Origin of the sequence: Actinoplanes campanulatus, from assembly GCF_014647795.1 — a bacterium.
GTDB classification, from domain to species: Bacteria; Actinomycetota; Actinomycetes; order Mycobacteriales; family Micromonosporaceae; genus Actinoplanes; species Actinoplanes campanulatus.
In genome coordinates this window covers 249,578-271,291 of the sequence record NZ_BMPW01000008.1, presented here as the reverse complement: position 1 = coordinate 271,291, position 21,714 = coordinate 249,578, and the positions used below count along the sequence as shown (strand labels likewise).

The 21,714-nt window shown below is 70.4% G+C and carries 20 protein-coding genes; 10 read left to right on the top strand and 10 right to left on the bottom strand.

Annotated features, from left to right (window positions below; genetic code table 11):
- Positions 1–10 precede the first annotated feature (10 nt).
- On the bottom strand, positions 11–757 hold the full coding sequence (locus tag IEZ13_RS17705; protein ID WP_183218773.1) for a hypothetical protein: 747 nt from the start codon (positions 755–757) through the stop codon (positions 11–13).
- Entirely contained in the window at positions 754–1,107 is a 354-nt protein-coding gene (locus tag IEZ13_RS17700) for an RNA polymerase sigma factor (protein ID WP_203833692.1), read from the bottom strand. The genes IEZ13_RS17705 and IEZ13_RS17700 overlap by 4 nt, the downstream gene beginning before the upstream one ends.
- A gap of 145 nt (positions 1,108–1,252) precedes the next feature.
- Here IEZ13_RS17700 and IEZ13_RS17695 point away from each other — a divergent pair, with 145 nt between their 5' ends.
- On the top strand, positions 1,253–1,786 hold the full coding sequence (locus IEZ13_RS17695) for a DUF6817 domain-containing protein (protein ID WP_183218771.1): 534 nt from the start codon (positions 1,253–1,255) through the stop codon (positions 1,784–1,786).
- 1,212 nt (positions 1,787–2,998) lie between these two features.
- Here IEZ13_RS17695 and IEZ13_RS17690 read toward each other — a convergent pair.
- Positions 2,999–4,246: a polyamine ABC transporter substrate-binding protein gene (locus tag IEZ13_RS17690; protein ID WP_183218770.1), complete on the bottom strand. Its 1,248-nt coding sequence runs from the start codon at positions 4,244–4,246 to the stop codon at positions 2,999–3,001.
- Between the two features lie 193 nt (positions 4,247–4,439).
- Between IEZ13_RS17690 and IEZ13_RS17685 the strand changes: the two genes are divergently transcribed.
- The 4 genes from IEZ13_RS17685 (at position 4,440) to IEZ13_RS17670 (ending at position 8,690) form a co-directional block, all read left to right on the top strand.
- Positions 4,440–4,937 (top strand): DUF6069 family protein, encoded by a 498-nt coding sequence (locus IEZ13_RS17685; RefSeq protein WP_183218769.1) that lies wholly within the window; start codon positions 4,440–4,442, stop codon positions 4,935–4,937.
- 34 nt (positions 4,938–4,971) lie between these two features.
- Positions 4,972–7,671 carry a cation-translocating P-type ATPase gene (locus IEZ13_RS17680; RefSeq protein WP_229794763.1) on the top strand — a complete coding sequence of 900 codons (2,700 nt, stop codon included), beginning with the start codon at positions 4,972–4,974 and terminating at the stop codon, positions 7,669–7,671.
- A 150-nt stretch (positions 7,672–7,821) separates the two neighbouring features.
- Complete coding sequence (locus tag IEZ13_RS17675) at positions 7,822–8,259, top strand: hypothetical protein (RefSeq protein ID WP_183218768.1); 438 nt, start codon at positions 7,822–7,824, stop codon at positions 8,257–8,259.
- Complete coding sequence (locus IEZ13_RS17670; protein WP_183218767.1) at positions 8,256–8,690, top strand: RDD family protein; 435 nt, start codon at positions 8,256–8,258, stop codon at positions 8,688–8,690. Before IEZ13_RS17675 ends, IEZ13_RS17670 begins: the two co-directional genes overlap by 4 nt.
- A 71-nt stretch (positions 8,691–8,761) precedes the next feature.
- Here the strand turns inward: IEZ13_RS17670 and IEZ13_RS17665 are convergent, their stop codons facing one another.
- Entirely contained in the window at positions 8,762–9,040 is a 279-nt protein-coding gene (locus IEZ13_RS17665) for an SHOCT domain-containing protein (RefSeq protein WP_183218766.1), read from the bottom strand.
- 5 nt (positions 9,041–9,045) lie between these two features.
- Positions 9,046–9,504, bottom strand: coding sequence for a DUF6325 family protein (locus tag IEZ13_RS17660; protein WP_203833693.1), 459 nt, complete (start codon positions 9,502–9,504; stop codon positions 9,046–9,048).
- 249 nt (positions 9,505–9,753) lie between these two features.
- Here IEZ13_RS17660 and IEZ13_RS17655 point away from each other — a divergent pair, with 249 nt between their 5' ends.
- Positions 9,754–11,202 (top strand): hypothetical protein, encoded by a 1,449-nt coding sequence (locus tag IEZ13_RS17655; protein WP_229794762.1) that lies wholly within the window; start codon positions 9,754–9,756, stop codon positions 11,200–11,202.
- A gap of 32 nt (positions 11,203–11,234) precedes the next feature.
- Here IEZ13_RS17655 and IEZ13_RS17650 read toward each other — a convergent pair whose 3' ends face one another.
- Genes IEZ13_RS17650 through IEZ13_RS17630 form a run of 5 tightly spaced genes read right to left on the bottom strand, consistent with a single transcriptional unit; the run spans position 11,235 to position 15,057 of the window.
- Positions 11,235–12,638 (bottom strand): DUF2252 domain-containing protein, encoded by a 1,404-nt coding sequence (locus tag IEZ13_RS17650; protein WP_183218765.1) that lies wholly within the window; start codon positions 12,636–12,638, stop codon positions 11,235–11,237.
- Positions 12,622–13,116, bottom strand: a complete 495-nt coding sequence (locus IEZ13_RS17645) for a DUF1269 domain-containing protein (protein WP_183218764.1) — start codon at positions 13,114–13,116, stop codon at positions 12,622–12,624. The genes IEZ13_RS17650 and IEZ13_RS17645 overlap by 17 nt, the downstream gene beginning before the upstream one ends.
- Before the next feature lie 20 nt (positions 13,117–13,136).
- Entirely contained in the window at positions 13,137–14,279 is a 1,143-nt protein-coding gene (locus IEZ13_RS17640; protein ID WP_183218763.1) for an AI-2E family transporter, read from the bottom strand.
- A gap of 51 nt (positions 14,280–14,330) precedes the next feature.
- A complete protein-coding gene (locus IEZ13_RS17635; RefSeq protein ID WP_183218762.1) occupies positions 14,331–14,768 on the bottom strand; it encodes a DUF7144 family membrane protein in 438 nt (145 codons plus the stop codon).
- Positions 14,769–14,811: 43 nt separating this feature from the next.
- Positions 14,812–15,057 (bottom strand): hypothetical protein, encoded by a 246-nt coding sequence (locus IEZ13_RS17630; RefSeq protein ID WP_229794761.1) that lies wholly within the window; start codon positions 15,055–15,057, stop codon positions 14,812–14,814.
- A 181-nt stretch (positions 15,058–15,238) separates the two neighbouring features.
- Here IEZ13_RS17630 and IEZ13_RS17625 point away from each other — a divergent pair, with 181 nt between their 5' ends.
- The 4 genes from IEZ13_RS17625 (at position 15,239) to IEZ13_RS17610 (ending at position 21,664) form a co-directional block, all read left to right on the top strand.
- On the top strand, positions 15,239–15,733 hold the full coding sequence (locus tag IEZ13_RS17625) for a DUF1269 domain-containing protein (RefSeq protein WP_183218761.1): 495 nt from the start codon (positions 15,239–15,241) through the stop codon (positions 15,731–15,733).
- A gap of 76 nt (positions 15,734–15,809) precedes the next feature.
- The gene (locus IEZ13_RS17620; protein ID WP_183218760.1) at positions 15,810–17,498 is read left to right on the top strand and encodes a SulP family inorganic anion transporter; all 1,689 of its coding nucleotides are present in this window, start codon (positions 15,810–15,812) and stop codon (positions 17,496–17,498) included.
- A gap of 30 nt (positions 17,499–17,528) precedes the next feature.
- A complete protein-coding gene (locus tag IEZ13_RS17615) occupies positions 17,529–20,201 on the top strand; it encodes an MGH1-like glycoside hydrolase domain-containing protein (protein ID WP_183218759.1) in 2,673 nt (890 codons plus the stop codon).
- Positions 20,198–21,664 carry an alpha-amylase family glycosyl hydrolase gene (locus IEZ13_RS17610; RefSeq protein ID WP_183218758.1) on the top strand — a complete coding sequence of 489 codons (1,467 nt, stop codon included), beginning with the start codon at positions 20,198–20,200 and terminating at the stop codon, positions 21,662–21,664. The genes IEZ13_RS17615 and IEZ13_RS17610 overlap by 4 nt, the downstream gene beginning before the upstream one ends.
- The last annotated feature ends 50 nt before the right edge of the window (positions 21,665–21,714 follow it).

Here is a 21,714-nt window from a genome sequence, read left to right as displayed (position 1 = left end):
ACAGCCGGGGTCAGCTCGGGCGCGTCGGCTGGGCGTCGGCGACGATCGTGCCGTTACGCAGGGTCAGGTCATAAGTGATCATCACTGTCGGGTCGCCATCGTCGTTCCTGGTGAAAGCGGGTCCGGGCCACCAGACGACATAGCGGCCGTCACTCACCGTGGCCTGGGCGGTCAGCTTTCCGGCGTGCACGGTGACACCGGTCACGTCCGGGCCGACCGCGCCGTCGGTGATCGACGCGCCCCGGAAATCGGCGATCGCCCCCTGGGTGAAGCCGCTCCCGGACACCACCTGCGCCGGGCCGCTGCCACCGCCCGTCCCCGCCATCACATCGTCCACGTCGTCGCTGCCGGGGACGTTACGCACCAGGCAGGAACCCGACATGTCCGGGTTCTCGGTGCGGTAGAGCAGTATCGCGAAGTCGCCGCGCCGCTCCGCCAGCGCCAGCCGCGCCTCATCCATGTCCCGCAGCGCCTCCCGGCACTCCGGGCCGATCACGGCGATCTCCGCTTCGGTCAGGGCCGTCGGGGCCGGAGTCCAGGAGGCGTACGCGCGATCGCCGTCCGGTAGCTGTGTCAGGCCGCCCGCCAGGACCGCGACCGCGGCGGCCACCAGGACGAGCCGCGTCCTGCTCCGGCGGGGACGGTCCGGCTCCGTGGCCAGGATCCGCTCCAGGGTGTCCGCGGCCCGGTGCTGCTGCTCGCCGGTGACTTCCTCGGCGGCGTCCATGGTGCGCAGTGTCTCGTCGATGCTGTTCACGGCCGGGTCTCCATCCGTGGGTCGAGTCCGAGGATGGTCAGCGACTCCTCGACGGCCCCGGCGGCCGGGCGCACCTCGGCCAGCCGCACCGCCAGGGCGTCCTGACGGCCCAGCCCGCGCCGGGCGTTCAGTAGACAGTTGCGGGCGATCCCGAACAGCCACGCCCGCGCGTCGCCGTGCTCGCGGGGCGCCACGTCCAGCCGGCGCCAGGCGGCCAGGAAGGTGTCGGCCACGACGTCCTCGGCGTGGCTGGGATGCACGCGGCGCTGGGCGAACCGCAGCACATCGGCATAGGTGTCGGCGTAGAGCGCCCGAAAGCGTGACTCCCGGTCCGGCTTCAATGTCCTCACACCCGGTACCTGTCCGTCACCCGGCCCGCTGTTTCCCGGCAATTCTGGGGCGCGGCCAACCGCGTCCAAGGCCCCCATAGTGTGATTATCGGCTTACTTCGTGCTCATGGCGCATTGAGGATCATCCTTACTAGGGTGCTTCTCCATGCAGACCGAAGCAGAGGTACGGGCATGGCTGCGCTCACACGGGACGGAGACGGTGCGGCATCCGGGCGGGACACTGTACGCCCACCTGTGCCGGGTCCAGGAACGGCTGGGCGCGCTCGGGCACACGCCGGTCACGCAGTTCGCCGGCCTGACCCACGCGGTGTACGGCACCGACGGCTTCGACCTGGCCCTGCTCTTCTGGGGCGAACGCGAGGCGCTACGCGATCTGATCGGCCCCGCCGCCGAGGAGCTCGTCTATCTGTACGGGTCGTGCGATCGCGACCGGACGTGGCCTGACCTGGCTGTCAACCGGACGGTGGCGGACCGTTTCACCGGCGAGGTCACCCGCCTCAACGAGGACCAGGTCACCCCGTTCGTCGACCTCACGATCGTCAACGAGCTCGACGTCATGGAACAGGACCCGTCGCTGCTCACCGCCAACCGCGCCTACTTCACCGACCTCTTCACCGCCTGGGAGCCGGTCACCTCACCCGCCGTCGCCACCCAGGCCCACCGCCTCCTCACCGCCTGAAGATCTTTTCCGGTACGAGTGTCCTCGTCCCCGTCTCAACAGGGCCGTCCCGTCCGGTCGGCGCGATCCCGCTGCCCGCACCGGCCTGTGCCGCGCCCGCCGGGCGCAGATCGGTGCCCGGGCAGGCCGGGCCGACCGCCACTTCCTGATCTGCCGCCGGTCACGGCCGGATCGCCGCCCTGCTTCCGGTCGCGCTGGGCGGGTGGGCGCGGTGTCGCCGGCCGGGCTCCCGGGTTCCCCCGGCCGTAGCGCCGCTCGCCCGCAGTGGGGTGGTCACGGTTTGCCCAGGCACGGGTGTTGCGTGCTTGCGGCCGTTGCGCCGGTCGCTCGCTGTGGGCGGGCGCGCTTTCGTGAGGGTGGGTGGGCGCGCACGGTGGCAGTGTCGTGGTCGCCCATGTGGTCTATCGCCGCGATGGCCGCGCACGTGGCGCCTTTCGTGTGCTTTCACCGCTGAAAGTCCGGTCGACCGGAACTCCGCGTGAGTGAGGAACCCCGTTCACCGGCCCTTGTGGAAGATAGAGGTAACCAGAGAGCCTGTTTCTCGGTTGTGGGTGGCCGCGATGTCGAGTCGCGCATTCGGATGGCTGCGGCGTCACCCCGATTTGCCGGCGATCTTGGGTGATGGCGGCTTTCGGGCCGATCTTGGTTCCTGGTTGTTGTCGGGCGGTCAATCGTCGCCCACGATCCATTTCCGCTGGAAGACCTTGGGTTATCGGATACATCCGGATGACCGCGATGGCGCAAGATCGCGCCCTGGCGACGATTACCCAAGATCTACCTCGATGCTTGCGGATGACTCGCGCGGCCGACGGTGACCGGCCGAATCTCGCGGCAAAGGGGGGTTGCGGTGAGTGACTTTCGACGGCTTCTCCGTGGCGCGACCGGTATCAAGCGCAACCACGCACCCGGCGCGACTGACGGGGCGGCCGGGAGCAGTGCCCGGTTGGCTGGGAGGCATGACCGTAACCATCCGCCCGGAGCGACCGGCGTGACGGCCGGGAGCGACGCCCCGGTCGCCTGGCAAGCACAAAGCGCAACCACCCACCCGGAGCGAGCGGTAGCAAATGCCGGGGTGTCCAACCGATCTACGCCCGGCGGGCGCGGCAGAGGCCGGAGTTGGCAGTGAGCGCGCGCCGACCGGACGGAACAGTCCTGATGAGACGGGCGCGAGGACTCGCGTACCGGAAAGGGTCGGAAACGGACCTCGTGGGGTCAGCTCAGGACGATGGGGTCGAAGATCTTGGCGAAGGTCTGCTGTTCCTCGGCCGTGTTGAAGCTGGCGTAGTGGTGCAGGCGGGCGTAATCGGCGTCGCTCGGGAAGACCAGGGAGCTGTTCGCGACCGCCTCCAGGGTGGTGCGGTCGTCGCCGGACCGGGTGGCGGCGTCCTTGCGCATCTGCTCCTGGGCGGCCGGGACCGGGCAGACGTAGTTGATGTACCCGGCCAGAGACGCCGCGTTCTCCACCTCGTAGAAGAAGTCGATCAGCGTGATGGCGTCGACCGGGTTGGCGGCGGTCACCGGGATCGCGAGGTTGTCGGTCCAGAGGGTTCCGCCCTCGTCCGGGATGACGAACTTCAAGTTCGTACCGTCGGAGATGTTCTTCTGGAAGATGTCCCCGGACCAGGCCTGCGAGATCCAGATCTCGCCCTTGCCGAGGGCGTCGAGGTAGTCCTGCTCGTAGTAGTTGCGGACGATGCCGGCGTCCTTCTGCCGGCGGAGCTGGGCGGCGGCCTTGCTCCAGTCGGCCTCGGTGGACCGCCCGGGGGTGATGCCGGCCGCCAGCATGCCGAAGTTGGCCAGCTCGGTGGTGTCGGACATCATGCCGACCTTGCCCCTGTACCGGGGGTTCCACAGGTCGGCGAGGCTGGTGATCGGGCCGTCGACCTTGTCCGGGTCGTAGGCGATGCCGGTGATCCCGGAGGCCCACGGCACGCTGAACACGTTGGCCGGGTCGAACGACTCCTCGGTGTACTTCGCGGCGGCGTTCGCGGTGAAGTTCGGCAGGCGGGTGTGGTCGAGCGGGGCCAGGAAGCCGGCTGAGCGGAAACGGCCGAACTGGATGCCGTTGGTGATTACCATCAGGTCGTAGCCGATCGGTTTCCCGGCCGAGAGCTGTGGCTGTACCTTGGCGAACCAGGGGCCCATCTCCTGGATGACCTCTTCGTAATTCACCGTGATGCCGGTCCGCCCGGTGAACTTCGCGAGCTCCGGCTTCGACGGGTCCATGTAGAGGGGCCAGTTGGCGAAGTCGACCGTGCCGTTCTGCTTGCGACCCTCCCAGAAGGTGGCGAGCCCGGAGCTGGAGGCCGCCTCCGGCCGGGTCTGGCCGGGGACACCGCACGCGGCCAGCGCCGCGCCGAGCGCGGACAGGCCACCGATCCGGAGCGCGTCGCGGCGGCCGAGGCGTTGCTGGGTGATGCCACGGCGCAAAGACGGGTCGGCGGTGGTGCGGTGGAACATCGGACTCCTCGTGCCGGCGGCGGCCCGGTTCGGGCCTGACCAGCAACGTTACGTCGACTACCGGCCGGTAACCATGTGATGAATTCGGCCGATCAGTTGATCTTGGTCAGACGTTCATCCATGCCGGATGAGGTGCCGGGAAGTCACCGTGGCGACGCTCGGGACGGTAGCCCGCGTCCTTGAGGAGGACTACATGACCGGCTATAACGCGCCGACCGACCCCCGGCCGAGTCCCACCGTGAACGCTGGAAAACTGTGGGCCGGCGGCGCGGCCACCGCGGCCGTGGCGGCCCTCATCGCGATCGCCGGCGTCCTGCTCGGCCGCGGCCTGTTCAACGTCGACGTGCTCGCCCCGAAAGGCCAGGGTGTCTGGGGCGACGCCTCCACCGGCTGGTACGCCCTGGGCGCCGCGCTGGCCGCGCTCGCCGCGACCGGCCTGGTCCATGTGCTGATCATCACCACGCCCCGGCCGATGCGGTTCTTCGGCTGGGTCATGGCCCTGGCCACCGTGGTGGCGATGCTCGCGCCGTTCGTCACCGACGAGTCGCTCGGCTCCCGGGTCTTCACGGCCGGGCTCAACTTCGTTCTCGGTGTCGCGATCGGCTCACTGGTCGCCGGAACCGCCAAGACCGCGATCGTGCCGGTGCCGGCCCATCCGGCGCCCCGACCCTACCCCCGTCCGTACCGCTGAGGATCTTCACCCCGGAGGGATGACTATGGCGACCATGACGTCTCCACCGGACGCGGGTGAGGAGCCCGCGTTCCACGTGCTGTCGGTTCCGGAGGCCCTCGCGGCCGAGAAGGTCGACGGGCAGCGCGGCCTGAGCGCCGAGGAGGTGACAATCCGGCGCGAGAGGTACGGCCCGAACCGTTTCGCCGAGGCGAAGAAGGAGCCGTGGTGGCGCGCCTTCCTCCGGCAGTACGCGGACCCGATGCAACTGGTGCTGCTCGCCGCCGGCATCGGTAGCCTCTACCCGCTCAAGCAGTGGGGCACCGGCATCATGCTGATCGCCCTGACGCTGCTGAACGCGGCGCTCGGCCTGCAGCAGGAGGGCAAGGCGGCGGCCGCCATCGACGCCCTGCAGAAGATGATGATCATCAAGGCCAAGGTACGCCGGGACGGCGCGCTGGCCGAGGTGCCCGCCGAGGAGCTGGTCCCGGGCGACGTGGTGGTGATGGAGGCCGGCGACGTGGTGCCGGCCGACGGGCGGCTGCTGCGCGCGGCCACGCTGGAGATCGACGAGTCGGCGCTGACCGGTGAGAGCCTGCCGGTGGCCAAGGACGTGGACCCGGTCAAGTCGGCCGACACCGCGCTGGGCGACCGGTCCGACATGGCCTACATGAACACCAACGTCACCCGCGGCACGGGCGAGCTGCTGGTCACCGCGACCGGCATGACCACCGAGGTGGGCCGGATCTCCGGCATGCTGCAGACCGAGAAGGACGCGGAGACGCCGCTCACCCGGCAGCTCAGCAAGCTCACCAACCAGATCCTGGTGATCGCCGGTTTCGCCCTGGTGGCCTCGGTGATCATCAACCTGGCCCGGGGCAACGAGTTCACACTGGTGTTCACCGCCGCGGTGGCGTTCGCCGTGTCGGCCATCCCGACCGGTCTGCCCGCCGTGGTCACCACGATCCTCTCGCTCGGCACGCAGTTGCTGGCCAAGTCCAACGCGATCGTGAAGCGGCTGCGCTCGACCGAGACGCTCGGCTCCACCTCGGCGATCAACTCCGACAAGACCGGCACGCTGACGCTCAACCAGATGACCGCGATCGAGATGGCCATCCCGGGGCACCGCTACACCATCTCCGGCGGCGGCTACTCGATCGACGGCGTGATCAAGCGGGTGGCCGGCGAGGGGGACGTCGATCTCGAGGAGTACCTGCTGCCGATGGTGCTGGCCTCGGACGCGGTGGTCACCGACGGCAACCTGATCGGCGACCCGACCGAGGGCGCGCTGGTGGTGCTCGCCGAGAAGGGCGGCATCGACTCGGTGACCACCCGGGAACGGTACCCGCGGGTGGCCGAGCTGCCGTTCGACGCGGCGTACAAGATGATGGCGACGTTCCACCGGATGACCGGCCCGGACGGCGCCGAGGTGATCCGCTGCTTCGTCAAGGGCGCGCCGGACCAGGTGCTGGCCCGCTCGGCCGTGGCCGACGAGATGGGCGTGAAATATCTGGCCGAGAACACCCGCCTGGCCCGGCAGGGGCTGCGGGTGCTGGCCACCGCCCGCCGCGACTTCGACCCGGCGACCTTCGACCCGGCCGCCGACCTGCTCGCTCTGCTCGACGATCTGACCCCGCTGTCGCTGATCGGCATCGTCGACCCGCCCCGCCCGCAGGCGCAGGCCGCGATCACCCAGGCGCACACGGCCGGCATCGAGGTCCGCATGATCACCGGCGACCACGCGGTCACCGCCGCGGCCATCGCCGGCAAGCTGGGCATCCGCGGCCGGGCGATCACCGGCGCCGAGTTCGGCGCGATGAGCGACGAGGAGGTGGATCGGGAGATCGACGGGATCGGCGTGATCGCCCGGGTCACCCCGGAGCACAAGGTACGGCTCGTCGAGGTGCTCAAGCGCAAGGGCCACATCGTCGCGATGACCGGCGACGGCGTGAACGACGCGCCGGCGCTGAAGAAGGCGGACATCGGCATCGCGATGGGGATCACCGGCACCGAGGTCAGCAAAGAGGCCGCCGCCATGATCCTCACCGACGACGACTTCGCCACCATCGTGAAGGCCGTCGAGCTGGGCCGGGCCCTCTACGCCAACCTGAAGAAGTACATCTTCTTCCAGATCGGCGTGCTGATCGGCATGGTCGTCACGTTCCTGGCGGCCAGCATCGGCAACATCGCCGCGGGTGTGCCGTTCGTGCCGTTGCAGAGCCTCTGGCTGAACTTCACCACGCAGGTGTTCCAGGCGGTGGGGCTCGGCTACGGCAAGGCCGAGGCCGACATCATGCAGCGCAAGCCGCGCAAGTCCGACGAGCCGCTGCTGAGCCGCAGCTCGCTGGGCTGGCTCAGCTTCATCGGCCTGGTGATGGGCGTGGTCACCCTCGCGGTGATCGGGTGGGCCGACAACAGGTACGGCCTGGACACGGGCCGCACCATGGGCCTGACCGCCTTCTCGATCGCCAACCTGACGTTCTCGCTCACCGCGCGCAGCGAGCTCCGGTCGGTGTTCAGCCTGGAGACCTTCGACGACCGGCGGTTCCTGATCACCACCGGGATGTCGGTGACCGCCATCCTGCTCGGCACCGAGCTGGGCCTGTTCCAGAAGATCCTGCAAACCACCAGCCTGGACCTGGGCCAGTGGCTGATCTGCCTGGTGGCCGGCTCGATCGTGATCCTGCCCACCGAGATCCGCAAGGCGGTCTTCCGCCGGCGCGCCGCGAGACAGACCGCCGTGGTGGCGTCATGAGCGAGCTTGCGAGCGAATCATCGGGCTCAGTCTTCAACTCATGGCGACGCCGGAGCGAAGCGGAGGTGGCGCGATGAGCGAGCTTGCGAGCGAATCATTCAGCTCAGTCTTCAACTCATGGCGACGCCGGAGCGAAGCGGAGGTGGCGCGATGAGTACGCCGGGGCTGTTGCAACTGGGCGACGTGGCGATCGGCGCGGCCATCCGCGCCGGGGAGCGGGCCGGCGAGACACTGACCCGGCTCCGGGACGAGGCCCGGGCGCGGATCAAGGAGGTCCGGCTCGACGATCTCACCGGGCTCGCCGAGCTCGGCGCCTCCGAACGCAACCGGGTGATCGAGAACGCCATCACCGCGCTGGCCACCTCGCGGATCGTCGACCGGGTCGTGGAGATCCAGCTCGCCCGGGTGCTGGAACTGCTGGAACGGGAGCCGGACCGGATCCGGGCCCTGGTGCGGGGGCAGCGCGACAGCATGGTCGGCGACGTGGTGGGCCGGGTCCGGTCGGGCGCGGCGGCCGGTGACGCCGCCGTGGACCGGATCACCCTCCGGATGACCGGTCGCGGTCAACTCATCGATCCGACGACATGAGCGAGTACGCCGGGCTGGTGAGCCGGTTCCTGGCGTACACGGTGGACGCGGTCGTGGTGGCCGTGTTCACGGGCGGGGCGACGCTGGTCTTCGGGGTGGTCGCCGCCATCGTCGGCTCCGGGGCGTGGGAGCTGGCCCGGCTGGTCGTGTCGTCCTATCTGGTGCTGTTGCCCGCGGTGCTGGCGCTCTACTGCGCCGTCTTCTGGATGCTGGCCGGCCGGACGCCGGGGATGGCGTTCCTCGGCCTGCGCGTGGTGCGTGCCGACGGGCGTACGCCGGGCTGGTTCGCCTCGTTCCTCCGGGGCCTGATGCTGGCGTACTTCCCGATCGGGGCGTTGTGGCTGCTGATCGACCGGCGGCGGCAGGCCCTGCACGACAAGGTCGCCCGCACCTCGGTGGTGCGGGCGGCCCCGGCATCGACGACCCCATGAACATGGGACGCGCCGGCCACCGTGGCTCGAAGCCGCACGGTGACCGGCGCGGGCCTGTCCCGAGTCGCTGGTCAGCGACCCAGGATGCGGGCCTTCTGCTCCTGGAACTCCTGCTCGGTGAGCACCCCCTGCGCCTTCAGTTCGCCCAGCCGCTGGAGCTGTTCGAGCTGCGCCGAGGTGTCGTCCACCGGCGGAGGCGGAGGCGCCGACTCGTAGTACTGCTGCTGCTGGGGCGGAGGCGCCTGCTGGGCCCACCGGCCCGCCTGCCTCCGGGAGACCCGGTTGGACACCGCGGTCGCCGTGCCGGCGACCACCGCGGTCCGTGCCATGCCACGCAACAGTCCGGGCATCGCGATCACCTTCCCTGGAGGGAGGCCTCGGCGGCCTCCTCGGTCTCGTCGAGGGCCGCCATCAGCGCCTGCACCGGGATTCGCCCGCCCGCCACCAGATGTGCCCCGTTGTGGCGCAGGGTGGTGGCCAGCGGCGCCGCCCACAGGTTCTCGTATACCAGGATCACCGCGGCCGATCCCTCCTCCAGGACGCCGGCGATGTCGCGGAAGTCGTCGCCGCCGAGCATGCCGGACGCGGCGCCCTGGAAGACGCCGAAGCCGCTCACGTCGATCTCCTTGTGCTCGAAGGCGGTCACGCCGCCGCCGTGCTCCTTGCGGACGAAGAGGATGTCCAGCACCCGGATGATCTGCCGGTCCACCAGGTCCATCAGCAGCGGCAGCGCCGTCCCGTTCAGGCTCCCCTCGGGGAACTCGACGCACAGGTAGTCGACCGGGCCCATCTCGCCCAGTTCCGTTCCGCTCATGTCAGCCTCCCGCTCATCGCTTCCCCCAGCTCGTTGGCGCCCGATGTCATCGTGTCCAGCGTGCTGGGCCGCGGACCGGGCCACGTCATCCGCCGAGGGTGAACTCCGGAGGCCGCCGGAACCGCCGGTACGCCGTGGGGCGGGGTTCATCCACGCCGGATGAGGTGCCTTCAGGGGCGCGCGAGGAACCGTCGGCAGGGGGCCGGTAGAACGCCGGCCGTCGATTTTCCGGCCGGCGAGGAGCAGACCATGACCATTCCGCCGAGCGAATCACCACCGACCGGCTCCCCGGACGGTACCGGCCCGGAGGACGAGCGTGTGGAGGAGACGGCGCCGGTGGGCGTACCCGGCTCCGAGGAGATCGAGCGGCTCCGGGCGGAGGTGGCCGCTCTGCGTGCCCAGCTCGAAGGGGAGCGGCGCCGAAGGCCGTCGCGGGGTGGCGCGATCCGCCGGGGCGTGGCCGCCGTGCTCGCCGTCGTCGCCGCCTTCGCGCTGGTGACCAGCGTCGTCGGGCTGTGGGCGGCGACGACCACGCTGAACACCGACCGGTGGGTGGCCACCGTCGCGCCGCTGCCGCAGGACCCGAAGGTGAACGCGGCCGTCGCCGAGTACTCCACCACCGAGGTCTTCCGCGTGCTCGACGTGGAACAGCGGCTGCGCACCGTGCTGCCCGAGCAGGCCGCGTTCGTGGCCGGGCCGCTCACCGCGCAGATCCGCGAGCAGGTCCGCAAGACGGTGCAGAACGTGCTGGGCAGCGACCGTTTCCAGGTGATCTGGGTGGAGCTGAACCGGCAGTTGCACCAGAAGGTGGTCGACGTCGTCGAGGGGGAGAGCAATGTCGTCACGGCCCGGGAGGACAGTGTCCAGATCGACCTGCTGCCCCTGATCAACCAGGTGTTGCGGCAGCTCAGCGACCAGCTGCCGACCCTCTTCGGCAAAGAGATCACGCTGCCCGACCTGAGCAGCGGCGCCATCCCGGAGAACCTGCGGCTGCGGGTCGAGGAGGCGCTCGGAGTGACGTTGCCGGCCGACTTCGCCACGTTCACCGTCTACGACTCCGGGCAGCTGTGGGAGGTCCAGCAGGCCGTCGCCTCGGCGAAACGGTATCTGGCGCTGTTCGTGGCCGGGACGATCCTGCTGCTGCTGGCCGCGTTCGTGGTGTCGCCGCAGCGCCGCCGGACAGCGGTGCAGTTCGGGCTCTGGCTGGTGGTGGCGGCCGTGACGGTCACCGTGGTGCTGCGCGCGGTGCGCCGGGAGATCCTCGAGGCCATGCCGGCCGGGGTCTACCACGACGGTGTGGACGCGGCCATGACCACGGTGTTCAGGCTGCTGCGGGAGCGGGACGTGCAGCTCATCGTGATCGGTTCGGCGATCGCGCTGCTGGCGTACCTGGCCGGGCCGGGCCGGTTCCCGGTGTGGCTGCGCCACTCGGCGGCGCGGTGGACGGCGGCCGGCTGGCGGCGGGTCCGGGCCGGTTCGGTGGTGGTCGCGGCCCGGGGACCCGGCTTCATCGCCCGGAATCTCGATCCGGTACGGGTGGGCGGGCTCGTCGTGGCGATCCTGCTGGCCCTGGTGCTGTCCTCGTGGACGTCGCTGCTGGTGATCGTGGTGCTGCTGGTGGCGTACGAGGTGGCGGTCACGCTGATCGCGCACCGGCACACCGAGGCGGAACGGACGCCGCCGCCCGCCCTCGGCTGAGGACGGGCGGCGCTTGCCCCGGGAAGTTCGGCTCAGACGTCCGTGACAGCCTCCAGCCGGCCGTCACGGACCGCCGCCGTGAAGGCCGCGTGGTCGGCCTCTACCTGGTCGGCGTACGACTCGGCGTACGTCACCAGGGCCTTGTCGAACCGGTCGCGGGAACCCAGGTACGCCGCGATCGCGATCCGGTCCCCGCCGCACGCGTGTGCCCGGGCCAGGGTCCAGGCGCACAGGCCCCCGTACGCCTTCAGTGTCCGGGTGTCCATCTCCTGGACCGTGGCGCCGCCCTTCCAGTCGCGCAACTGGCGTACGTAGAAGTCGCGGGTCCGTCCGTCGAACCCCTCGACCCGGTGCCAGCCCAGGAAGATGTCGCTGGCCGCCTGCATGATCCGCTGACCGGCCACCACCCGGCGACCCTCGTTGCCGAAGTCCGTCCCGCCGGGCCGCGGCACCAGGCCGCGCAGCACCGACGGCCCGGCCTCCTTGACCTGCAGGAGCAGCGGGTCGTCCGGGTCGCGGCCGGTCAGCAGCACGATCCAGCAGCGGGTGCCGACACTGCCGACACCGACCACCTTGCGGGCCATGTCGACGAACTGGAACGCGTCGAACAGCCGCCGCCGGTCGTCGGCGAGGCTGTCGCGGTACCCGGCCATCAGGTCGATGATCTGCGCCTCGAGCTGCTTGCGGGTCACGTCCGGCACCAGGTCCACGACCGGCACCAGCAGTGGCGGGTCGGCGACGATCCGCCGGCGCCCGTCCACCTCGACGGTCAGTTTCCGGTACGCCTGGAGGCTGGTCCGGGTGCGTGCCTTCGCCCCGGCCCGGGCCAACCGTTCCTGGCGGGTGCGGGTGAGCTGGTCGCCGAGCTGCTCGCGCAACTCGTCGAGGTCGGCGCGGGCGTACCAGAGGTCCAGCGTTCGCATGGCCGCGAAGCGGGTCATCGCCTCCCGGTAGGAGCGCACCGACGCTTCCACGACCGCGGCGCGGTCCCGGCGTTTGAACCCGTTCTCCCTGCCGGCCAGCGCCAGGCTGGTGGCCAGGCGCTTGACGTCCCATTCGAACGGACCCGGGTGCGTCTCGTCGAAGTCGTTGAGGTCGAAGACGAGACGCCGTTCCGGGGAGGCGTAGAGGCCGAAGTTGAAGAGGTGCGCGTCCCCGCAGAGCTGGGTGTCCAGCTCGGTCGAGGGCGCGGCGGCCAGGTCCCGGGCCATCAGCTCCGCGGTGCCGCGGTAGAAGGCCAGCGGGGACGCCATCATCCGCCCGTGCCGGATCGGCAGCAGTTCCGCGAGCCGGTCGCCCTCCTGGCCGGTGAGCACGCCGACCGGGTCCGGCCGGCCGGCGGCCGGTTCGTATGCGGCGTGCGCGGCGGGCGGGACGCGCTTGCGCGCCTCCCGCCCGGTCTCCGCGCGCGACGCCGGGTCAGGGCGTCGCGCCACCGAACGCCTCCAGGAGGATGTCCCGCTCGCCCTCCGTCAGGTTGGTGGCGATCAGCTGCTTGTGCAGGCCGTGGAACCGTTCGCCGAGCCGGTCCAGGTTGCCCTGGTCGGTCACCAGGAAGAGCGCCGAGGTGCCCTCGGTGATCTCGGCCCGGATGGTCTCCAGTTGCTGGCGGTCGATGCCGGTGCCCTCGGTGGCCTTGACCAGGGCGCCGATGCCCGCGCCGACCGCCGCGCCGGCGACCGGGACGAGGAAGAGGCCGCCGATCACGATGCCCCAGAAGGCCCCCCAGCCGGTGTACCGGTGGCCGCTCTCGTGCTCGTGGTGGGTCTCCGGGGCGGCCTTGCCCTGCGGCCAGCTGACCACCGCGTAGTCGATGATCTTGACGAGGCCCTCGTCGCGGGCGTGCCGGAGGATGCCGGCGGCCTGTTCCGCGCGCTGCGGGTCGTCGAACTTCCATACCGTGAACGTGGTCATGGGGTTCTCCTCCTCGGGGGTCAGGGACGGGGCCGTCCCGATTGGGTCCGTTTCTCGCCGGGGGGTCCGCCGGCGAGCAGGTCGTTGATCCAGCGGGTCGACGGGTCGATGTCCACCAGCAGGCCCTTGGCGAGCAGGGTCAGCGGGATGGCCAGCAGTGCGCCGAGCGCGCCCAGCACCCAGGCCCAGAAGATCAGCGACAGGAACGAGACGGTGGCGGAGAGACCGACCGCGTCGCCCACGATCTTGGGCTGGATGATCGACTGGATGACGAAGTTGACCACGCAGTACAGCGCGATCACGGCCAGCATCAGGTGGGGGCCGCCCTGGAGCAGGCCGAGCAGGGCCGGTGGCACCACCCCGATGATGAAACCGATGTTGGGGATGTAGTTGGTGATGAACGACAGCAGGCCCCACAGCAGCGGCAGCGGGATGCCGAGCCACCACAGCAGCGCCACGTCGAACACCGCCACGATCAGCCCGAACACCGTGCACACCAGCAGGTAGCGCCGGGTGCCCTGGGCGAACGAGCGCAGTGCCCCGACCACCTGCGGGCGTTCCGAGACGGTGCCCCGCAGCCGGGCCGGGAAGTTCACCGCGTCGATGCACATGAACAGCAGCACGGCCAGCAGGAAGATCGAGTCGGACAGGACCGAGGCCAGGCCGCCGAAGAGGGAGCCGACCAGGTCCAGCACGGTGCCGGCGTCGGCGCCGGCGATCGCGGTCCGCACCTGCTCGGCGTCGATGCCGAACGAGCCGAGACCCTGGACCAGGTCCTCGCGGATGCCCGTGAACTGGGCCTGGTACTGCGGAAGCAGGTCGATCAGCTGAGACACCGAGACCAGCAGCGCCCCGCCGAGTGCGAACAGTCCCAGGTAGACGGTCAGCACGGTGACGGTCATGGCCACCCAGGACGGTGCGCGGTGGCGGCGCATCCACTCGGTGAGCGGGCTGACCGTCACCGCGAGCATGAGTGCCAGGAAGACCGGTCCGACGAGGTCCGACACCCCGCGCAGGCCGGCCACCACCACCACGAGGCAGGCGGTGCCGAGCAGAACGATCACCCCGCGCGGTAGGCCCGCCTGGCCGCCTCGGCCGTTGGAGTGGTCACGCGCGGCGAGCCGCGGCAAGAGCCGCGGCTGCCGGGCGACCAGGCGGGTCATGGTCCGCTCCGGCCGGGACCGCCTCCTCGATCGGTCCCGGCCGGGCGAACGTCAGTACTTGATCTCACGACCGTGCGCGGTCAGGGCGTAGATCACCAGAACGTCGATGGCGATCACGATGCTGGACCACACCGGGTAGGCCGGGAGGAACGCCAGGTTGGCCAGCGCGCTGAGCCCGGCGATGATGACGCCGACCACGCGAGCCCACATCTGGCCCGCGAGGAGGCCGAGCCCGGTGCCCACCGCGATCAGGCCGATCACGATGTGCGTCCAGCCGTAGGCGGTGAAGTTCACCGGCACGACAAGGCCGTTCGAGGTGGTCAGAAAGAAGTCTTCACGGAACAGGGCGACCACGCCTTCGATCGCCTGAAATGCGCCGAGCATCAACAGCATGACGCCGGCGAAGACCACCATCCCCACCCAGCCGGTAGGCTGGCGCCGCCCGGCGGCCGCGTAGTTCTCCGCCTGACGCGGCTCTGTGTTGGTCATGGTTATTCTCCCTCGTCAACGGGGTTCTCCGGTGATGGTCCGATCATGTGGCGGGACCGGTGGCCGCCACGCCATCCGTGGCGGATGAAACCCCGGTCAGACGGCGGAGGCAGACGACCTCCACGCCGGACCGGTCCAGACGGGTGAGCAGCTTCTCCAGGTCGGCGTCCGAGAGCCGGCCGCGGATCGTGCTCTGCCGGGGGAGGGTGCGCCAGCGCAGGTCGCCCAGCGCCATGCGCAGCAGGGGGCCGAGGAAACCCCGGACCCGGATCTCGTATCGCTCCTGCATGACCTGCCCCCTCCGCCGGTGACTGTCGGTAGCAGTCACCTTTCACGAAGTGACCCCGCCTGACTTCATCCGCTCGGAATGAGGAATGCCGACGGGCTCCGTGGCTGACTGATCGGGACGCCGCAGTGCCCCGTTGCGGCGGCACGACAGGGACACCACATGGGTACGGAAGGAGAGAGCCATGGCGATTCTGATAGCCATCGGTTATTCCGACGAGACCACGGCGACGGCGGCGTCGCTGGAGGCGAATCGGCTGGCCAAGGATCTGATCATCCAGCCGGACGCGATCGCGACGATCATCCGCGACAAGGAGGGCAAGTTCCACGTCACCACGAACCACCACGCCGTGGCGGGCGGGACCACGTGGGGCATGTTCTGGGGCCTGCTCTTCGGGATGCTGTTCTTCATCCCGGTGCTCGGCATGGCGGTCGGCGCCGGCCTCGGCGCCCTCACCGGCAAGCTGACCAAGGGCGCCATCAACAAGGAGTTCCAGGAGCGCATCCGCGAGGAGTTGCAGCCGGGCACGTCGGCGCTGTTCCTGGTGGTCGAGGCGGTCACGCCGGACAAGGCGGTGGAGGCGCTCAGCAGGTTCGGTGGCACGGTGCTCAAGTCCTCGCTGTCGAAGGAGACCGAGGCCGAGCTGCAGGACGCCCTGCACGGTGGCGAGCGGCAGTAAGGTTTCCCGACCCGGACGCCGCCCGAGATCGGGTGGCGTTCGTCGTATAGGAGGACGAGAGCGGAGAGGACCGGAGATGGCGATCGGCGACTGGGCGCCGGGACTGAAAGCCGCCGCCGGGTACGAGCCGGCCTGGCTACCGAAGGACCTGGTGGCCGGGATCGTGCTGACCACCCTGCTCGTGCCGCAGGGCATGGCGTACGCCGAGCTGGCCGGCCTGCCGCCGATCACCGGGTTGTACACCTCGATCCTGTGCCTGCTGGCGTACGCGGTCTTCGGGCCGTCGAAGATCCTGGTCCTCGGCCCGGACTCGTCTCTCGGCCCGATGATCGCCGCGGTGGTCCTGCCGCTGGTCGTCGCGGACGGCGACCCGGCCAAGGCGGTGGCCCTGGCCTCGGTGCTCGCCCTGCTGGTCGGGGTGATGATGACGGTGGCCGCGGTCGCGAAACTCGGATTCGTGGCCGACCTGCTGTCGCATCCCACCCAGATCGGATACGTCAACGGCCTGGCCCTGACCATCCTGATCGGGCAGTTGCCGAAGCTGTTCGGCTTCTCGGTCGACGCCGACGGCCTGATCGGTGAGGCGGTGGGCTTCGTGCGCGGTGTCGCCGCCGGGGAGACGCTGCCGGTGGCGCTGGTCATCGGCGCCGGCGGCCTGGCCGTCATGCTGCTGCTGCAACGTTTCCTGCCGAAGGTCCCCGGCATCCTGGTCGCGGTCCTCGGCGCCACCGTGGCGACGTCGGTGTTCGGGCTGGCCGACCAGGGCGTCGACGTGGTCGGGCCGCTGCCGCAAGGCTTCCCGCCGCTGACCATCCCGCACATCGACTGGTCGGACCTGGGCATCCTGGCGGCCGGCGCGCTCGGCATCACCCTGGTGTCGGTCACCGACACCATCTCCACGGCGTCCGCCTTCGCCGCCCGTACCGGGCAGGAGGTGCGCGGCAACCAGGAGATGGCCGGCATCGGGGTGGCCAACCTGGCGGCCGGGCTGTTCCAGGGCTTCCCGGTCAGCACCAGCGGCTCGCGGACCGCGGTGGCCTTCCAGTCCGGCGCCCGTAGCCAGTTGACCGGGGTGGTCGGCGCGGCGGCCATCACGCTGCTGCTGGTCCTCGCGCCGGGGCTGCTGCGGAACCTGCCGCAGCCGATGCTGGCGGCCGTGGTGATCGCCGCCTCGCTGTCGCTGGCCGACCTGGCCGGGATGCGGCGGCTGTGGCGGCAGCGGCGGGTGGAGTTCAGCCTGGCGCTGGCCGCGTTCCTGGGTGTGGCGCTGCTGGGTGTGCTGCCCGGCATCGCGGTCGCGGTCGCGCTGTCGGTGCTCAACGTCTTCCGGCGGCTGTGGTGGCCGTACTCGACCGAGCTGGGCCGCCCGGACGGGGTGGCCGGCTACCACGACGTGCGCTCCTACCCGGACGGCGTGCGGTTCCCGGGGCTGGTGCTGTTCCGCTTCGACGCGCCGCTGATCTTCGCGAACGCCCGCGCGTTCCGCGAGGAGATCCGGCACCTGTCGCACGCCGAGCCGGCGCCGCAGTGGATCGTGGTGGCCGCCGAGCCGATCACCGACATCGACACCACCGCGGCCGACATGCTGGAGGACCTCGACGAGGAGCTCAACGCCCGCGGGATCTCGCTGGTGTTCGCCGAGATGAAGGATCCGGTGCGGGTCAAGATCGACCGGTACAAGCTGACCCGCACCATCGACCCGGAGCACTTCTACCCGACGATCGAGGACGCGGTGGCCGCTTTTCACTCCCGGCGGGGGAAGTGACCGAGGCCCCCGGGGGCCGAGTCTGGCGGTATGGCCATCAACGAGACGGGCGCCGAGCAGCGGCGCCTCCACGACGCCGACACCAACGCCGTGCCGTGGCGGAAGTGGGGACCGTACCTCAGCGAGCGGCAATGGGGCACGGTCCGCGAGGACTACAGCCCGGGCGGTGACGCCTGGGACTATCTCAGTCACGATGACGCGCGGTCCCGGGCCTACCGGTGGGGTGAGGACGGCATCGCCGGGTTCTGCGACGAGGAGCAGTCGCTCTGCCTGGCCGTCGCGCTGTGGAACGGCCGGGACCCGATCCTCAAGGAGCGGTTCTTCGGCCTGACCAACTCCGAGGGCAACCACGGCGAGGACGTCAAGGAGTACTGGTTCTACGTCGACGCCACCCCCACCCACTCCTACCAGCGGATGGTCTACAAATACCCGCAGGAGCCGTTCCCGTACGAGGATCTGGTCGTCACCAACCGCCACCGCGGCCGGCACGACCTGGAGTACGAGCTGCTGGACACCGGGATCTTCGCCGAGGACCGGTACTTCGACGTCGTCGTGGAGTACGCCAAGGACGGCCCGGAGGACGTCCTCGGCCGGATCACCGTGCACAACCGGGGCCCGGAGCCCGCGCCGCTGCGCCTGCTGCCCACCCTGTGGTTCCGCAACACCTGGTCGTGGGACCGGCCGGAGCCGAAACCGGTGCTGCGGGCCGTCGACGGCGGCGTCGAGGCGGTCCACCACAAACTCGGCACCCGCCGGTTCGAGGTGCTCGGCGACCACCCGCTGCTGTTCACCGAGAACGAGACCACCGGCACCGGCCGCTACGGCAAGGACGCCTTCCACCGGTACGTGGTGGACGGCGACACCGGCGCGGTGAACCCGGACGGCGCCGGCACGAAGGTGGCCGCCGACGTGTCCGCCGAGGTGCCGGCCGGCGGTTCGGTCACCGTCCGGTTCCGGCTGTCCGACCGGCCGTCCGCCAGCGACGCGACGGCCTTCGACGAGCTGGTGGACCGGCGCCGGGCCGAGGCCGACGAGTTCTACGACGTGCTGCTCGACCCGCGGCTCGGCGAGGACGAGCGGCAGGTGGCCCGGCAGGCGCTGGCCGGCATGCTGTGGAGCAAGCAGTACTTCGGCTACGACGTGGAGCGCTGGCTCGCCGAGCACGGCCGGGACCCGTTGGACGCCAAGGGGACCCGCAACGGCGACTGGTTCCACATGATCTGCCACGACGTCATCTCGATGCCGGACAAGTGGGAGTACCCCTGGTTCGCGGCGTGGGACCTGGCGTTCCAGTCGATCGCGCTGGCGGTGGTCGACCGGTCCTTCGCCAAGGGCCAGCTCGATCTGCTGCTCAGCCGCCGCTACCTGCATCCCAACGGCCAGATCCCGGCGTACGAGTGGAACTTCAGCGACGTGAACCCGCCGGTGCACGCCTGGGCCACCTACCTGGTCTACGAGCTGGACAAGGCCCGCAACGGCCGGGGCGACCACGACTGGCTGGAGGCGATCTTCCACAAGCTGGCGAGGAACTTCACCTGGTGGGTGAACCAGAAGGACCACGACGGCAACAACGTCTTCCAGGGCGGCTTCCTCGGGCTGGACAACATCGGCGTGTTCGACCGCAGCGCCCCGCTGCCCACCGGCGGCTACCTGGACCAGGCCGACGGCACGGCGTGGATGGCCCTCTACTGCCAGAGCATGCTGTCGATCGCGCTGGAGCTGTCCCAGCGGGACCCGGTCTACCTGGAGCAGGCGCAGCAGTACTTCGAGCACTTCGCCTGGATCGCGGTGGCGGTCAACCGCGAGCACGGCAGCGCGGCCATGTGGGACGAGGAGGACGGCTTCTTCTACGACCTGCTGCGGCTGCCCGACGGGGGCGCCCAGCGGCTGCGGGTGCGCTCGCTGGTCGGCCTGCTCCCGCTGGCCGCCGCGACCGTGTACGCCAGCAGCACCACCGCCCGCTATCCGCAGCTCATCGAGGGCGTCCAGGACTTCCTGGACCGGCACCCCAGTGTCACCTCGGTGCTGAGCCGGGGCCGGATGCAGGGCCGGCACGGCGAGCACCTGCTGGCGCTCTTCGACGAGCAGCGGCTGCGGCGGATCCTGACCCGGCTGCTCGACGAGGACGAGTTCCTCAGCCCGTACGGGATCCGGTCGCTGTCGAAGCACCACGCCGAGCACCCGTTCGAGTTCCGGGTCGGTGACCAGACGTTCGGGGTGTCGTACCAGCCGGCGGAGTCGGACAGCGGCATGTTCGGCGGCAACTCCAACTGGCGCGGGCCGATCTGGGTCCCGGCCAACATTCTGATGGTCCGGGCCCTGATGAACCTGTACGTCGGCTACGGCGACGAGTTCACCGTCGAGTGCCCGACCGGCTCCGGGGTGAAGATGACGCTGTTCGAGGTGGCGCGGGAGATCTCCGGTCGGCTGACCAGGATTTTCCTGCCCGGCCCGGACGGCCGCCGGCCCTGCTACGGTGGCCAGGAGGTCTTCACCACGGAGCACTGGAAGACCCTGATCACCTTCGCTGAGTACTTCCACGGCGACAACGGGGCCGGCCTGGGCGCCACCCATCAGACCGGCTGGACCGGTCTGGTGGCCGTGTTCCCGAATGTCTTCGCCGGCCTGTCCGGCCCGGACCTGCTCCTCGAGGGCATGACCGGGGTGCTGCGGCGGGCCCAGGTGGAGGAGGAGGACCGTTGAGCAGGTGGCCGGACACTCCGGTAATCTACGAGATCGGCACCTGGCCGTGGCTGACCGGGTTGAGCCGGCGCTACGGCCGCCCGGTCACGCTCGCCGACGTGCCCGGCGAGGTGTGGGACGAGATCGCGGCGCCCGGCATCGACGCGGTGTGGCTGATGGGCGTCTGGGAGCGCAGTCCCGCCGGGCTGGTCCTGGCCCAGCACAACGAGGACCTGCAACGGTCGTTCCGCGAGGCGCTGCCCGACCTGGCGCCGGAGGACGTGGTCGGCTCGCCGTACTGCGTGCGCCGCTACCGGGTCGACGAGCGGTTGGGCGGGCCGGCCGGGCTCGCGGCGGCCCGGGCGGCGCTGCGCGGGCGGGGCGTCCGGCTGATCCTCGACTACGTGCCCAATCACGTGGCGCCCGACCACCCGGCGGTCACGCTGAATCCGGAGTGGTTCGTCCAGGGCTCGGAGGAGGACCTGGCCGCCGACCCGAGGGGCTGGTTCAGCGCGGGCGAGCGGGTGCTGGCGCACGGCCGGGACCCGTTCTTCCCACCGTGGCCGGACGTGGCCCAGCTCAACGCGTTCGACCCGGGGCTGCGGGATGCCACGGCGATGGTGCTGGGCGACATCGGCGACCAGTGCGACGGGATCCGCTGCGACATGGCGATGCTGTTCACCAACGAGGTGTTCGCCCGTACCTGGGGGCGGTGGGTGGGGCCGGCGCCGGAGGAGGAGTTCTGGCCGCAGGTCTTCGCCCGGGTCCGCGCCCGGCATCCGGGCCTCGTGCTGATCGCCGAGGCGTACTGGGACATGGAGTGGACTCTGCAACAGCAGGGTTTCGACTTCTGTTACGACAAGCGGCTCTACGACCGGCTGGCCCACGAGGACGCCGGGTCGCTGCGCAAGCATCTGGCGGCGGGCCGCGACTTCCAGGACGGCCTGGTGCGGTTCCTGGAGAACCACGACGAGCCGCGGGCCGCCGCGACGCTGCCGGGCGGGCGGGGCCGGGCCGCGGCCGTGGCGATCGCCACCCTGCCGGGCGCCACGCTCTGGCACGACGGCCAGTTCGACGGGCGGCGCACCCGGCTGCCGGTCTTCCTGGCCCGGTTTCCGGACGAGCCGGACGACCCGGAGTCGCGCGACTTCCACCGGCGGTTGCTGTCGGCCGCCGCCACGGTCCGCGGGGGCGACTGGCACATCGTGGAGACGGGGGGCTGGCCGGACAACCCGTCCCACCACGACCTGCTGGCCTGGTCGTGGCGCGACGGGGAGCGGCGGCACCTCGTCGTGATCAACTTCGGGGGCCGGCCGGCCCAGGGGCGGGTGGAGGCGCCATGGCCGGACCTCGCCGGACGATCCTGGGAGCTGGCCGATCTCCTGGACGGCCGGGTGTTCACGAGGGACGGTGACGAACTGGCCGAGTCCGGGCTGTATGTGGATCTTCCTCCGTGGGATTTTCATCTGCTTACGTTCCGTTAATGCATGCGACACCGAGGGTCACGGGATTATCCGATCCGAACGATGTGCTG